This window comes from Thalassospira sp. MCCC 1A01428, assembly GCF_002115825.1.
Taxonomy (GTDB): domain Bacteria; phylum Pseudomonadota; class Alphaproteobacteria; order Rhodospirillales; family Thalassospiraceae; genus Thalassospira.
In genome coordinates, this window is sequence record NZ_JFJZ01000011.1 from 26,161 (window position 1) to 40,459 (window position 14,299).

General features: G+C 53.8%; 10 protein-coding genes, 2 pseudogenes and 2 CRISPR repeat arrays. Of the genes and pseudogenes, 5 read left to right on the forward strand and 7 right to left on the reverse strand.

Annotated elements, in window-relative coordinates:
- Positions 1 to 16 precede the first annotated feature (16 nt).
- The 3 genes and pseudogenes from THS27_RS26890 to THS27_RS27730 all read left to right on the forward strand — a co-directional run.
- Positions 17 to 157: a hypothetical protein gene (locus tag THS27_RS26890; protein ID WP_168184873.1), complete on the forward strand. Its 141-nt coding sequence runs from the start codon at positions 17 to 19 to the stop codon at positions 155 to 157.
- Positions 158 to 435: 278 nt separating this feature from the next.
- Positions 436 to 1,314 carry a M48 family metalloprotease gene (locus THS27_RS10990; protein WP_085590768.1) on the forward strand — a complete coding sequence of 293 codons (879 nt, stop codon included), beginning with the start codon at positions 436 to 438 and terminating at the stop codon, positions 1,312 to 1,314.
- Between the two features lie 339 nt (positions 1,315 to 1,653).
- A pseudogene (locus tag THS27_RS27730) lies at positions 1,654 to 1,944 on the forward strand (MarC family protein); the annotation flags it as partial.
- Between the two features lie 23 nt (positions 1,945 to 1,967).
- On the opposite strand, the gene THS27_RS11000 reads toward THS27_RS27730, so the two are convergent.
- The gene (locus THS27_RS11000; protein ID WP_139835547.1) at positions 1,968 to 2,216 is read right to left on the reverse strand and encodes a hypothetical protein; all 249 of its coding nucleotides are present in this window, start codon (positions 2,214 to 2,216) and stop codon (positions 1,968 to 1,970) included.
- On the opposite strand from THS27_RS11000, the pseudogene THS27_RS27735 reads away from it, so the two are divergent.
- Positions 2,161 to 2,382, forward strand: a pseudogene (locus THS27_RS27735) (MarC family protein); the annotation flags it as partial. The gene THS27_RS11000 and the pseudogene THS27_RS27735 sit on opposite strands and share 56 nt — an antisense overlap.
- Positions 2,383 to 2,437: 55 nt before the next feature.
- Positions 2,438 to 3,267: direct repeats of the CRISPR family, unit length 36 nt; unit sequence GTTGTAGCTACCATCCAAAATCGAACCTGCTACAAT.
- A gap of 72 nt (positions 3,268 to 3,339) precedes the next feature.
- On the opposite strand, the gene cas2 reads toward THS27_RS27735, so the two are convergent.
- From cas2 to THS27_RS11025, 5 genes are all read right to left on the reverse strand, one after another.
- Positions 3,340 to 3,669, reverse strand: a complete 330-nt coding sequence (cas2, locus tag THS27_RS11005; protein ID WP_085590772.1) for a CRISPR-associated endonuclease Cas2 — start codon at positions 3,667 to 3,669, stop codon at positions 3,340 to 3,342.
- A gap of 46 nt (positions 3,670 to 3,715) precedes the next feature.
- Positions 3,716 to 4,633: a type II CRISPR-associated endonuclease Cas1 gene (gene cas1, locus THS27_RS11010; protein WP_085590773.1), complete on the reverse strand. Its 918-nt coding sequence runs from the start codon at positions 4,631 to 4,633 to the stop codon at positions 3,716 to 3,718.
- A gap of 24 nt (positions 4,634 to 4,657) precedes the next feature.
- Positions 4,658 to 7,552, reverse strand: coding sequence for a type II CRISPR RNA-guided endonuclease Cas9 (cas9, locus tag THS27_RS11015; protein ID WP_085590775.1), 2,895 nt, complete (start codon positions 7,550 to 7,552; stop codon positions 4,658 to 4,660).
- Between the two features lie 54 nt (positions 7,553 to 7,606).
- Positions 7,607 to 8,191: a hypothetical protein gene (locus tag THS27_RS11020; RefSeq protein ID WP_085590777.1), complete on the reverse strand. Its 585-nt coding sequence runs from the start codon at positions 8,189 to 8,191 to the stop codon at positions 7,607 to 7,609.
- 399 nt (positions 8,192 to 8,590) lie between these two features.
- Positions 8,591 to 8,892: direct repeats of the CRISPR family, unit length 38 nt; unit sequence CTATTGTAGCAGGTTCGATTTTGGATGGTAGCTACAAC.
- A 62-nt stretch (positions 8,893 to 8,954) separates the two neighbouring features.
- Positions 8,955 to 11,315, reverse strand: coding sequence for a transketolase (locus tag THS27_RS11025; RefSeq protein ID WP_085590970.1), 2,361 nt, complete (start codon positions 11,313 to 11,315; stop codon positions 8,955 to 8,957).
- A 514-nt stretch (positions 11,316 to 11,829) separates the two neighbouring features.
- Here THS27_RS11025 and THS27_RS11035 point away from each other — a divergent pair.
- The gene (locus THS27_RS11035) at positions 11,830 to 12,822 is read left to right on the forward strand and encodes an ABC transporter substrate-binding protein (protein ID WP_085590780.1); all 993 of its coding nucleotides are present in this window, start codon (positions 11,830 to 11,832) and stop codon (positions 12,820 to 12,822) included.
- 59 nt (positions 12,823 to 12,881) lie between these two features.
- On the opposite strand, the gene THS27_RS11040 is transcribed toward THS27_RS11035, so the two are convergent.
- Positions 12,882 to 14,111, reverse strand: a complete 1,230-nt coding sequence (locus THS27_RS11040) for a methionine gamma-lyase (protein WP_085590782.1) — start codon at positions 14,109 to 14,111, stop codon at positions 12,882 to 12,884.
- Positions 14,112 to 14,299: the final 188 nt, after the last annotated feature.

Genomic DNA, 14,299 nt, shown 5'->3' on the forward strand with positions numbered 1-14,299 from the left:
CAGTTGCGAGTCCCCAATGGCTAACCCCAAAAATTCCTCAACCCCGAACCACCTGCAACAGGCCAAATCCAACCCGTTCAAAAAAGCCCTGTTAACCATTCTTGCCGTCATGGCACTGTTTTATGTCGGATACTGGTTCAGCCAGATGGTGTTTTAACCACTATCCTTCCCTGCCTGTCGTTGCCTGGTAAAACAGGCAACACTGGCCAGCCCGAAAACAACAGGACCAGGCACCACAACCCCCAATTCCTGTTTCGCGCCTCCCCTGTTACCCGCCCAAACCCGGCTTGCATCATTAATGCCATTTTGCCCGTCGGCGGTTATTTTGCCGAATTGATCAAGCCCCATGCACCGGACAACGCAGAAGCGTATCATCAGGGATCATTGCCCATGGCAAGATTTAGCGGTGGCCTGGTACGATAAGGGGTTTGTCAAATGCTGGAACTTCCCAACTCCGTTCAACGGTTTTTGGCCTTACGCGCAGGCGGGGTTACCCATACCAGCGGGCTTTTAGCCTGCATGGCAGGGGTTCTGGTTGTTTGTGCGTGGCTTCTGGGCGGGCCAATGATGATGGTTTCGGCGTTTTTTGCCATTACCCTGATGATGATGTTCGGGCCAATGGTATCGTCAGACACGATAATGAAGCTGCTGCGCGCGACACCCTTGTCCCCCCAAAGCCATCCGGCCCTGCATGAAATGGCGGTCCTTCTTGCGCATCGGGCAGGTCTGGCCTTTATTCCGCGTCTGTATCTATTACCCGGTAAAGGGGTTAATGCCATTACCACCGGCAAGGATGACAGCACCATCATTGCCTTGTCGCAAGACGCCATTACCGGCCTGTCCCCCCGGCAATTGCGGGCGGTTCTGGCCCACGAAATCGCCCATGCCTGGCATAACGACACCCAGATCCTGATGATGACCGACATTCTTTATCGCGCGACCTGGACCGTGGCGGTTTTTGCGATGTTTGTATTCATATTCAGCACAGCACACCCAACCCCGCCGATATGGCTGGTCATCGTGCTGGCCACAGCGCCAAGCATAAGTTTTTTGTTGCAACGCGCCGTTATCCGAGACCGCGAATTTGCCGCCGATCACGGTGCAAGCGACCTTTTGGGTGGCCCCGACGATCTGATCGATGCACTGGGCCATATCGAACAAATCAATCGCCGCACCCTGCGTCTGATCCCCTATCGCAGCACCGAACCCCCGGCCCTGCTCGATACCCATCCTTCTGTGACCACCCGCATTGCCGCCCTGCGCGACCTGCCGCCACCTTTTGCCGGGGGCTTTTTTACCCGCCCCCGACGTTAACCCACCTGGCACGACAGGTACCGCCCAAGATACCGCTCATTGAAAATGACCTCGTAATAATCAGTACAAGACAAAAACCACAAACCGGCGATATATCGACATGTCAAAACGGAACCGCGCCGACAGGGCATGGTTGCCCCGACAATTACCGGCAAAATCGGGAACCGGGCATTTACCTTTCTCGTTCAAACGCGTAAATCAACGCTGGCTTTTCCGGTGACTTCGGACGAGCTGAAAACCGCCTGTTTATGGCGACAATTACGGCGTGATGTGCAAAAAATGCACCCTTACATCGACGGATGATCAAGCAAAAAAGGAAATCCCATGCCCGATATCAGCATGTTAAGCGAACTGATCGCCGCCTTTGTTACGCTGTTTGTGATTATCGACCCGGTGGGGCTGGTTCCGGTTTTTCTGGTGCTGACCCAGGATACCAGCACGGCTCACCGCCGCCGCATGGCGATCCGGGCCTGCATTACATCCTTTCTGATTTTAACGGCCTTTGCCCTGCTGGGCGAAAAACTGCTGGGCATTTTTGGCATTCATATGCCCGCCTTTCGCATTTCGGGCGGAACCTTACTGTTTTTGATCGCCCTTGAAATGCTGTTTGAACGGCGCGGCAAAAAACGGAATGAACGCGCCGAACAGGTTCATCAGGAACTTGAACACGAAGATGACGAAATCGTTGCTGGCAGCAAAATCCCGTCTGATGCCAAACCGCCACAAGCCGCAACCAGCCCGCATACAGGCACCGTTGCCAGTACCAGTACCACCGTCCCGCCCGGGCAAACCCCGGCATCCAAACCGGCACAAACCGCCCCCCATGATGAAGACGACCACGAAGACGTGTCGATCTTCCCCATGTCGATCCCGTTTCTGGCCGGTCCTGGTTCTATTGCCACGGTTATGCTCCTGATGGGCAAATATCAGGACAATATCGTCATGCAAACCGGCGTGATTGGCGTTGTCGGGCTGGTGATGGTCTGCGCACTGGTGATGTTTCTGTTGTCAGGCCTGGTCGCCAAACGCCTCAGCCCCACCGTCGCCACCGTCATCTCGCGCCTGCTCGGCATGATCCTCGCCGCCCTCGCCATCCAGTTCATTATTGACGGGATTAAGCAGGCGTTTTTCTAGCATCCAAAATCGAACCTGCTACAATGGCGATAGCTGCATCATCGATATCAACAATGTTGTAGCTACCATCCAAAATCGAACCTGCTACAATAATGCAGCACCCCGCCACTTGTCGCGGTTTCGTTGTAGCTACCATCCAAAATCGAACCTGCTACAATAAAACCCCGTAGGCAGACCAAGCAAGTATGGTTGTAGCTACCATCCAAAATCGAACCTGCTACAATTGTGTGATTAACGCCATTATAGATATTCTCGTTGTAGCTACCATCCAAAATCGAACCTGCTACAATGCGGCATGACACGCTACGCACAAACCGAAGGTTGTAGCTACCATCCAAAATCGAACCTGCTACAATAAAACCCGATAACCTTGTCGATTGGATTAAGTTGTAGCTACCATCCAAAATCGAACCTGCTACAATCATGATTACGACGTCAAAGGTCGCGCCATTGTTGTAGCTACCATCCAAAATCGAACCTGCTACAATTGCGGCAGATATCAATTCCACCCAAGAGTTGTTGTAGCTACCATCCAAAATCGAACCTGCTACAATACCGAGAATAACGAAACTTTCATAAAACTCGTTGTAGCTACCATCCAAAATCGAACCTGCTACAATGCATCATATCTTGCTGCAAAAGCTGTTTGGGTTGTAGCTACCATCCAAAATCGAACCTGCTACAATACGGCCCATACCCATGGGTTGCGGGTCCAGCGTTGTAGCTACCATCCAAAATCGAACCTGCTACAATGTAAAAGGCGGCGCGACCAAACTTGCTGATGTTGTAGCTACCATCCAAAATCGAACCTGCTACAATAGGAACATCGAATCCCGCAGCATATTCAAAGTGTTGCGGGATTTTTTTGAGTCAAAAACCGTCATTTTCACCTCAAAAAAGAGCCAGTTGGTCCGGTTTTTGATCGTTTTTTGTCGGCACCTTGCCCATAAAATTGACCATCTGGCCAAACTGTTTGTCGGTCACCGACAGGATCGAGACCATGCCGCGTTCGGGAATTTTGGCCGAGATGCGCTTGCTGGCGGCATCGGCCTTGGCCCGGCTTTCGTAAAAGCGGTAATAGACCGAAAACTGTTTCATATCGAAACCTTCATCGAGCAAATAATCATGAAATTTGCGCGCCCGGCGCTTTTCCGCCTTGGTTACCACTGGCAGGTCAAACATCACAAAAGCCCACATGATCCGATACCCCGATAATGCCATTTTGCCCTGGCTCCCCGGTTGATCTGTCTGATCGGTCTGATCCGGGTTACAGCCCCTCCATCTCCATCTGCTTTTCAATTCTGATTTGGGGGGGAAGATCCAGCTCTTTACGCTGGCCCGCATAAACAGAAGCCAGCGAAAAGGCCAATTGCCCCATCACCCGGTAAACCGGCAATAATCCTTCATTCGTGGGAATGGCCCCGGTCACAATAGCCGCCAGTGCCTTTTTGGCATCGGGTGTTACCACATCACCCCATATATCGCGGTTGGCATAGACCACCCGGTCCACCAACGGGCGAAATGGTTCCATCAAATCATCGACCAGACGAAACGGATTACGTTTGGAGGTATGAAAAATGCCCAAAGCCGGGGCCAATCCGGCGGCCGCCACCGCGCGCGCCATGGCAGATCGCACAACGATGTAGCCATAATTCAGCACCCCGTTAGGTCCGCCGCCATCGGGGTTACGGACAAAATCATCGCCCAGAAGGCGCGACCAGTAAAACCGGGCGGCACGGGCCTCGATATTATCGGGGTCGCCGGGTTTGACCATCGCAATCAGTTTGATCAGGGCATCGGCTCCGATCGGGTCCGGCCCGCGCAGGGTGTTGGCTTGCTCACGGATTTTGGCGCGAATAATCTGGCGCCATAACCGCCGGATCAGGGCCGGTTTTGCCATCGCCTGGGTTGCAATGCGGTCCGCCTGTTCAAAATGGCCGGTAAAGGGCCAGACGATGGAGGATGGCATATGTTTGTCATCGCACAAAACCAGCGGAATATTTTCGCGCGCCAGCGCCGCAGCAAGATCGGTTGACAGGGTGGCGCGATAGGCATGAACAATCACCGCATTAATGTCACCCAGTGGTAAACGGCCCAGCTTTGCATCGCCGTCCATAACTTCCAGCGCATTTCGTGCCAGTCGCAGATGCCGGTTTTCACCCGAAATATCCACCACCCGCCACATATGCCCGCTCCGTTACAAGGGTTGCTACCAGTTCAAGCGCGATGTTTCATACACAATCCGCCCCAACACATCGCGCACCACCAGTTGCGGGTCGGCATCACACAAGGCCTTAAACCCGAAACGAAAATTTTTGCGCGCCGGATGACGGCTGATATGCGACGACAGATTAAGCGGTTGAAATTCCCAATCGCCCGGCGAATTGGTGGCCAGAACACATAACCGCGTTTTGCCATCCTTGCTGCGCAACCGCACTGTATCGCCCTTAAACAGCCGTAACAGCAAGTCATTGCTGTCATGTTGCTGCCATTGCGGCACATATCCGGGGCGCATTGCATCAATGGTGCGAACAACCTCAAATCCCGGCTTTCCCGACCCGTCCCGGAAAATATCCAGCCAGGCGTTGCTTCCGGGCTTGAACGTCCGGGATGGCAATTTGCCACCATCGCCCCCGCCGATCATCACCGCTTCGTCCAGTCCATAAAGCCGAACGGTACGCCGGGGCGAAAGCCCGCGTGTCAGGCATTCATCGCGATAGGCGGCAAAGGCCGCCGCCAATCGTTCATCTTCCTTAACCTTGCGGGTGCGTATTTCAACAGCACCGGTTTTACGGTCAACATCTTCATATGTTGCTTCGCTTGGCTGAAGGGCAAACAGCCTTTCGATATTGCCCGCAATATCGCCCAGCATTTCATGGTGGCGCTGCAAATCGGCCAACGGTTCGCGCGCGGCCCAAAACAGCACCGCCTGCCCCGCAGTCATATCCTTTTCCAGCCGCGCGATCAGGGCAGGGTCGACAACCAGTTTCTTTTTCAAATCATCGAGGCTGGAAAATTCGCCCGGATCAAACCGTTTGCGTTGCCGCACCAGATAGCGCCCGTCCGCAAAGCGCGCCACAACGCCAAGATTGGTCGCCATATGCAATTTGCCATTCAGTTCCCGGTTCGGACGGTGCGTGGTGCGGGCCTGATCAATCAACTCGTATAAATCATCGCGAAAATCGGCCCAGGGCAACGGCACCCGATAGCGTTCGGCCATATCGTGTTTTGCCCGGCTGGCCGAAATGGTTTGCAGTTTTTGCACCACATCGCGCGGGGTGCAGGCCGTTACAGCCGCATCAAGCAAATGATGGCGATGATCATCGCGGTTTTTGCCGCGTTTGGTGCCATCGGCACGTTCTTCTTTGGTTGGCGGGGCTTCAACCAGATCCGGGTCTTGCTGGTGGGCAACCTGCTGCACCAGATCCATCACGCCCCAGCGTTTGCGCAAATCATCGGTGATGAAACCATTAATCGCCTCCACCCCGCCGGTCGGGCGCAAATGAGGAAACACACATTGCAAATATTGCTTGGCCGCTTTGGCGATATAACTGGTATCGGTTTTATAGCGCCGGGCAAAGGCATCCTGATCCTCGAACCGGTCCATCGCATCGGGGCGAAACAGTTTTTCCTTATGCCGAATACCGGGAATACGGCGCACCGTTTCCACGATCTGTTCGTAACTGCGCGCCGGAACGCCCGCCACATTCAACCCGCCGGCAAAGGCTTCAAACGGGCTTTTATTGCCCTTGGCTTTGTTCACATTCTCATGAATAACCAACAGGTTATACAGGCTGTCATCCAGTGTTTTGGACCGAGGCAGGGTGTGGTCAATATCGAATTTTCCCGAAAACAGATCCGCCACATCAATCGACAGCCCGGTATAGGGACACATCCTGTTCTGGGCTTCCCATAATTTCAGTTTGCGACGGTTTTTGCGGCTGGCGGGCCTTTGATGGGCCAGCGTAATGGCATCATATTCGGCATTTTTGGCCTGTTCGCGGGCAATCCGCCGGGAATCCTTATCACGATCTTCCTGCGTTTTTTTCATTTCGCGGGCCATTTCAATTTGCACCCGCTTAAAAACCCAGCCCTGTTTCTCGCCTTTTTTCACCAGCGCATTCACCACCTTGCGCAGGCTGTTTAGCGCCACATGCACCACCGGGTTGGGAATGCGGCCAAATTTTTCCTCAATCGTCGCGGCAGGATAGCCGCGTGTTTCCGGGCTCATACGCCCGCGCACCAGATGGGGGAAAACCTCACCATAATAAGGCAAACGCTTGCAGACCATTTCGCGTGCGCTTGCCGCAACCAGCCCGGCCTGCTCGGCGGCGGTATTGCTGTCGATAATATCGGCTTTCAGCTTTTCCAAAATCTCGAAGGTTGCGGTTAGGCCGGTGGCGGCATAGCCGCGCCGCAGGGCAATGCCGTCTGCCGCATTTTCGGCCTCGGCCCCGGCCACAGCATAATCGCGCATCAGGGCCAAGACCATCCTGTCGCGGTCATCCTCGTCGCGCAGCAATTTTTCAAAGCCGGTGCGACGTTCTTCATCCAGACCATCATAAAGCGCAACCATATGCGCCCCGCCCTGCCCCAGGGCAGCAAACCGGCCATCGGCATCGCTCAGGGTTCTTCTGATGGCATGACCTTCAAGCTTTTTGGCCGGCCCCGCATTGCGCCCGGCCTGCCCCTCAAGCGACAGGCGCACCCCCCGTTCCGTCGCACCGATCAGTTTTTTAATCTTTGCCACCCCCAAATCTTCGCCCGCCATCAAACGGGCAACCAGAAGATCACGCTGATCACGGGTCAGCTTCGCGCGCGAGGCATCGGCATATTCGATCCGAAGGTTGTTGACCTCCTCGTAAATCCGCTTTTGCTGAAACAGATCACAGGCCAGCGGCAGGCGTTCCTCGGTTTCGGGATTATAAAGGCAGCGGCCAATTTCGGGTTTGGGCGGTTCTTGTTCGAAAAACACCTTTTCATGCAGGGTGCGGCATGTATCGGCATCAAGAGCGGGATGAAACGGGTGTTGAAAGGCCAACAGCGCATCAAGTTCATCTTCAAGCTGGCTGCGCACAAATTGCAACGCCAGCGATGTGCCCACCCGGCGGTGCAGGGGGTAGCGTTGATGCGGGGCCGGGGCGGCCTGTTCGCGCAGCTACAACATCATGCCGGGCGTTTGTGCATTTTGTGCGGCCATTTCGCGGCGTGTGGCCCGCGCCTGTTCGACCATCACCGAGGCTTCCTTGCGGGCTTTTTCGTCTTCCTCGCTGGTGCCGATGACACGGGTCAGGCGCATACCGCGATTTTTGGCAATATGTAAAATCGCCCGTGCCAGATCGGTCCCACTCAGGGCTTCAGACAATCCCAGCGCCCGCAGGCGTGTGCGGCTGTTGGGCGAAATCAGACGATGCCCCTTATCATCTCGCAGCGTGTCGTCACCCATGGCAATATCGGTAAAGGCCGGGTCCTTTATGCCATCGGGCTTGCCGTCAAAATCAGTCGCAATTTTCAGGGTTTCAACCAGATAAGCCCGCAAATCACGCAACCGGTTACGCTTGCGACGATACCCGCGGCGCATGGCCCGATGCCCGCGCCGCTCTGCGGCCCCGTCCGGGGTCGGGTAAATAAAACTGACCCCGTCCAGAAACCCGACCGGGCGCCCTGCATCATCAACCTCGACAATACAGGCCCCCAATGATGCCACCCCGACATCAACCCCCAATATGACGTTTCTGTTCATGCCGCCTCTCCGCTGATCCGCAACTATTAAGACATAACCCAACGGCACGAGCAACCAAAAGGCCCGCCCGATAAAACCTCACCGGACGGGCCAAAAATCAAAAAATCTGGGTCAGGAATGGCCGTAGCCAAACAATTGACAGACACCGGAGAAATACGCATACTGAAAACGGTTCGATTTTGGATGGTAGCTGCAACAAGCTATCATGCGAAAGATAAGGGGGGCTCCGGCCTCCCTTTTTTCGTTTCAGGCCATGCCTCCAAAACCTTTTCCCCGTCAAAATTCATTTTAAAAAATGACTCATTTTTAAAAAATCCGACCAAAATCAGCACCGGAATTCCATTTTTTGAACCAAAAAAATCCCGCAACATATTGATAGTGCTGCGGGATTCGGTATTCCTATTGTAGCAGGTTCGATTTTGGATGGTAGCTACAACTTCTATGTATTGGTTCGGGTGGACCGCGCCATTGTAGCAGGTTCGATTTTGGATGGTAGCTACAACTTACCGCCACCAAGCTGCGAGAAGACCACTATTGTAGCAGGTTCGATTTTGGATGGTAGCTACAACCGGGGAGTACGATATAAGGTCGTCTTATATATTGTAGCAGGTTCGATTTTGGATGGTAGCTACAACTCAGTTTGGTGGACATGCCAAGTCAATTCTATTTTAGCCGGTTCGATTTTACTTACCAAGCCACAGCAATCCCAAACAAAAAGGGAGAGCCAAAGCCCTCCCTTTCGCCGTCCCGTTTTACCGGGTGATCAGTCCCACCGCTTGGCCGCGCGCAGGATGGCTGCGGTGTCGATCTGGTAATGCTTATACAGATCGATGCTGTCGCCGCATTGACCAAACGCATTTATTCCCAGCGGGGCCACAGCATGGCCGCGCACCGCGCCAAGCCACGCCAGCGCCGCCGGGTGGCCGTCAATCACCGTGACCATGCGGGCATCTGATGCAAGTGGCTTCAGCAGGTTTTCAATGTGGGCCATGTCGTCACCTGCCTTGCCTTCCAGCCGGGCGCGTTCCAGGTCTTGCCATTCATTATATAAACGGTCCGTCGAGGTAACGGCCAACAGGCCAAGGCCCGGATGGTCATCTTTAAGCTGTTCCCACGCGGCAATTGCTTCGGGTGCCATTGCCCCGCAATAGGCCAGCACCATTTTGCAATTTTCACCCGGTTCGCGCAGCCAATAGCCCCCGCGCACAATGTTGGATTTGGTCACGTCATCCAGTTCACGTTCCGGCTGCGCCATCGGTTTGGTTGACAGGCGCAGATAAACCGATCCGCCGTCTTTATCCTGCATATGATTAAACGACCAGCCCATCACAGCGGCCACTTCATCGCCAAAGCTGGGTTCAAAGCTGGTCAGGCCCGGCTGGCCCATGCCAATCATGGGTGTTCCAATCGATTGATGTGCCCCGCCTTCGGGGGCCAGTGAAATACCGCTAGGTGTTGCCACCACCATAAAGCGCGCATCCTGATAACAGGCGTAATTTAGCGCATCGAGCCCGCGGGCAATGAACGGATCATAGAGCGTGCCGATGGGAAACAACCGCTGACCAAACAGGCTGTGCGACAGGCCAAGGGCGGCAAGGTTCAAAAACAGGTTGTTTTCGGCAATGCCCAGCTCCACATGCTGGCCCTTGGGCGTTCTGATCCATTTTTGGGCCGAGGGCACCTTGCGGTCGCGAAATTCATCGGCCAGATTTTCCCGGGCAAACAGGCCGCGCTGGTTTACGAAGCCGCCCAGATTGGTCGACACCGTCACATCGGGCGATGTGGTGACAATACGGTCGGAAAAATCGCTGTTTTTCGACTTTGCCAATTCATTGAGGATCTTGCCAAAAACTTCCTGGGTGCTGCTGCTATCTGCCCGCTGATAGGGCATTTCCGGAACGGTGATGATTTCGGCAAATTTCTGGCGCGGCTGGCGATTGTTAAACGGGGCCGCGTCAACAAAGGCGCGCAGATCATCGGCGGCGCAATCCAACCCGGCGGTCATATCCCATTCTTCACCCTCGGCAACATTGTTGGCTTTGCGAAAGCCATCCATCTGCGCCACATTCATCAACCCGGCATGGTTATCCTTATGACCCTGAAGCGGCAGGCCAAAACCCTTGACGGTATAGGCGATAAACACTGTCGGTTTGTCGTTGGGCACATTTTCAAAGGCGTTTAAAATCGCCTCCATGCAATGCCCGCCCAAATTGGTCATCAGGTCATGCAGGGCATCATCGTCATAATCGGCCAGCAGGCTGGCAAGTGCATTATCGCCCGGCATATCGGCCAAAATCTGTTTGCGCCAGGCGGCTCCACCCTGAAAGGTTAATGCGGAATACACATCATTGGGCGATTCATTGAGCCATTTTTTAAGCGATTTGCCGCCCGGACGACCAAAGGCCTCGTGCAGTTTGCGACCATATTTAATGGTGATGACGTTCCAGCCCACAGCGCGGAAAAACCGGCCAATCACGCGAAACAGATGGGCATCAATCATGCCATCCAGGCTTTGGCGGTTATAATCGATCACCCACCAGACATTGCGAATGTCGTGTTTCCAGGTATCAAGCAGGGCTTCGTAAATATTGCCTTCATCAAGCTCCGCATCACCCACCAGCGCCACCATCCGGCCCGGTTTTTCACCCTTGGGCAGCATGTTTTTATAGCGCAGATAATCCTGGGTTAAGGCGGCAAAGTTGGTGACCGCGGCACCGAGCCCGACCGACCCGGTTGAAAAATCCACGACATCGCCATCCTTGGTGCGCGACGGATAAGACTGCGCCCCGCCAAAAGCCCGGAAATTTTCCAGCTTTTCACGCGATTGCCGACCATACATATAGTTAATGGCATGAAAAACCGGCGAGGCGTGGGGTTTTACCGCCACCCTGTCTTGCGGGCGCAACACATTAAAATAAAGGGCCGTCATAAGGGTGCTTAGCGATGCACAACTGGCCTGATGCCCGCCAACCTTGATACCATCGCGTTTGGGCCGGATATGGTTGGCGTGGTGAATGGTCCAGCTTGACAGCCAGCGCACCTTTTTTTCCACCTCGGCCAACATTTTCAAATCCGTTGCCGAAACGCTGGTGCCAGCCGTGGCTTCAATAATTTCGCCTGTCATGTCGGTATCGCTGTTTGCTGCCAATTTCTTTCTCCCGCTTGCATCGCTGCAGATCATCCCGGTTCGGATGCCGCCTATATTTTGGTACTTGAATACGTATTTCCAAAACCCGGCCCATGCAGGCAAGCAATTTTGACAAAATTCGCAGAACCAGCGACAGTTTTGAAAATTCTTCGGTCATCCAGCGCAAGATTTGGCAATTTTATCGAACGGTAATTTTGCGAAAAAACCTACATCAACGCTGCGCCGAACGATTCGCGCCTTGTATCCGTAGCGTCACCGGGCAAAGCATTGCTCATCGCAACACCGTCCCCTCGCCGGGTCGCCATGCCTGCCGGCGCGGCGGTATCCGGCCTGTAACGATGGCCCCACAGCCTTGCCTTTCACCCTGTTTTACCCGCATCCAAAATAAATACGGTTGCGGGACTGAACCAAAGTAAATGCCCAGGTCATTGATTTAACCGTTCATCTATGCCAGTGGATAGGGACCCGATTGCTGGCAAGAATGATAAAAATGAAAAGTCCTGCCCTGTTTGTGTTTTCCACCCTGTTGTGCGTGATAGCCATGGTTCTGCCCGGGGCCGGCGGCCATGCGCGGACAAAGGCACACCCCGTGGCGCAACAACCATTGCAAGGCAATCCTCCCACGGCACGCCTGCCGGTCGACATCAATTCAGCTTTTTGCCAGGGACAACAAACCTGGGCCGAGTTTTCCGAATATCATGTTGAACTGCTCCGTCTGGCATTGGCCTATAGCCATAGCGACATCACCATCAAGCCCGTCTGTATGGATTACCCGACTGAAAAACGACGTATCGCCATGCTGCAATCGGGTGATGAAATTAACGTCGTGTTTTTTGGCACCACGCCTGAACGCGAACGTCAGCTTAAAGCGGTACATTTTCCCATTTTTCTGGGCACAACCGGTTTGCGCATGTTCATGACCTTACCTGAAACATCAAGCCGGCTGAAAAAAGTTAAAACACTTGAAGATTTACGCCAGTTCACCTTTGGTCAAGGGCTGGGCTGGCCTGACGGCGCAATCTTGCAACACAACAGCCTGTCGGTGATAGAGGGCCGTTATCTTACGTTGCATTCCATGTTGGTGCGGGGCCGGTTTGACCTTTATCCCCGTGCATATTGGCAAATTCGCAACGAATATGACTGGATGCGTGCAACCGAACCCTCACTTGTGATCAATCCGGACATTGCCCTTTATTACCCGCAACCGATTTACTTTTTTGTCAGCCCGACAGAGCAGCTCCTGCACGATGCCATTTTGACCGGACTTCAACGCGCCTGGCAGGATGGCGCAGTATTGGCGCTTTTGCGCAAGAACCGCGAAACCGGCCCGTCGTTTCGCACAATCGACCCCACCCGGCTGCATCTGATCTATTTACCCAAAATCAAACAAACCGTTGAAACCGATAGCGCGATGCAAAAATACGGACTGGTTGATGGTTCAGACTTCACCAGCCAGCCAGCCCCTGTCGCCCCCGGTCAATAAAGTCACCATCCGGCCCGTTTAAAACCGGAATGGCAACAATATTGATATGTCTTGCGTGTTTATTCCGCCGCCATTTTCACCGCACCACCATCCAGTGCGTTTTCCAGATCGGCCAGAATATCATCCACGCATTCAAGCCCGGCGGAAATGCGAATCAAGCCATCGGTGATCTGATATTTCGCCCGTTCTTCGGGGCTATAGGTTGAATGGGTCATCGAGGCCGGATGCTGAATCAGGGTTTCGGCATCACCAAGGCTCACGGCACGGGCAATCATTTGCAGGCTGTTCATCATTTTACGGCCTGCTTCAATTCCGCCTTTCAGCTCAAACGCGATCATGCCGCCAAAACGGGTCATCTGTTTTTTGGCAAGGTCATGCTGGGCAAAGCTTTCAAGGCCGGGGTAATAAACCGTTTCGACCTGCGGGTGTGCTTCCAGAAACGTGGCAATTTTTTCGGCATTGTCGCAATGGCGTTCCATGCGCAATTCCAGCGTTTTCAACCCGCGCAAAACCAGATTGGCATCCTGAGGCGACAAAACCGCCCCCGTCATATCCTTTAGCCCGACCAGGCGGATATCGGTCAAATCCTCGGCTGTGCCAATAATGGCACCGGCCATTAAATCACCATGGCCGCCCAGATATTTGGTTGCCGAATGCACCACAATATCGGCCCCCATTTCCAGCGGACGCTGCAAATACGGGGTGCAATAGGTGTTATCCACCACCACCTTGGCCCCATGTTTATGGGCAATATCGGCAATGGCCTGCACATCGACCAAACGCATATTGGGGTTGGCCGGGGTTTCAAAATAAACCACCTTGGTGTTATCCGAAATTGCGGCTTCGAGATTTTTCGGGTCCGACAAATCAACATGGGTGTGTTTAACCCCGAACCGTTCCAGCCCGTGGCGGAAAAAGGCAAAGGTGCAGCCATATAATGTCCGGTCCACAATCACTTCGTCGCCCGGCGAAATCAACGTCCAGAATACCGAGGTAATCGCCCCCATGCCCGATGCCGTGGCAATTGCGGCTTCGCCGCCTTCCAGTGTTGCCAGGCGGTCTTCCAGCAAACTTAATGTCGGGTTGCCAATACGCGAATAAATATAGCCGCCTTCATCGCCTGCAAAACGGCGTCCGCCTTGCTCGGCACTGTCAAAGGCAAAGGTCGAGCTCATATAAACCGGCTGGTTCAACGCACCGTTATGGCTGGCAGGATTATAGCCATGGTGAATGGCGCGGGTGGCAAAACCGGCTTTGGCGTTCCGATGGGCATGGTTTGACGAAGACATAAAGGCACTCCCGTTTTTTAAACTGTTCTGCCCTCATCAACGCAACCGCCGTGCCAGTTTCAGCTTTTTGTTTGAATTCAACATCTTACAAATATTCCGCAAATTACACCTGTACCGTAAAATTTACACACCCGACGCCACACGCCACAGAAATGCTTGTCTTTCGCAAAAACAGCGCCTTATATATG

What these genes read in the sequence shown, in the direction of transcription:
- THS27_RS26890 (WP_168184873.1), top strand. Translation starts at nt 17, where the DNA reads ATGGCTAACCCCAAAAATTCCTCAACCCCGAACCACCTGCAACAGGCC.
- THS27_RS10990 (WP_085590768.1), top strand. Translation starts at nt 436, where the DNA reads ATGCTGGAACTTCCCAACTCCGTTCAACGGTTTTTGGCCTTACGCGCA.
- cas2 (WP_085590772.1), bottom strand. Translation starts at nt 3,669, where the DNA reads ATGGCATTATCGGGGTATCGGATCATGTGGGCTTTTGTGATGTTTGAC.
- cas1 (WP_085590773.1), bottom strand. Translation starts at nt 4,633, where the DNA reads ATGTGGCGGGTGGTGGATATTTCGGGTGAAAACCGGCATCTGCGACTG.
- THS27_RS11020 (WP_085590777.1), bottom strand. Translation starts at nt 8,191, where the DNA reads ATGAACAGAAACGTCATATTGGGGGTTGATGTCGGGGTGGCATCATTG.
- THS27_RS11025 (WP_085590970.1), bottom strand. Translation starts at nt 11,315, where the DNA reads ATGACAGGCGAAATTATTGAAGCCACGGCTGGCACCAGCGTTTCGGCA.
- THS27_RS11035 (WP_085590780.1), top strand. Translation starts at nt 11,830, where the DNA reads ATGAAAAGTCCTGCCCTGTTTGTGTTTTCCACCCTGTTGTGCGTGATA.
- THS27_RS11040 (WP_085590782.1), bottom strand. Translation starts at nt 14,111, where the DNA reads ATGTCTTCGTCAAACCATGCCCATCGGAACGCCAAAGCCGGTTTTGCC.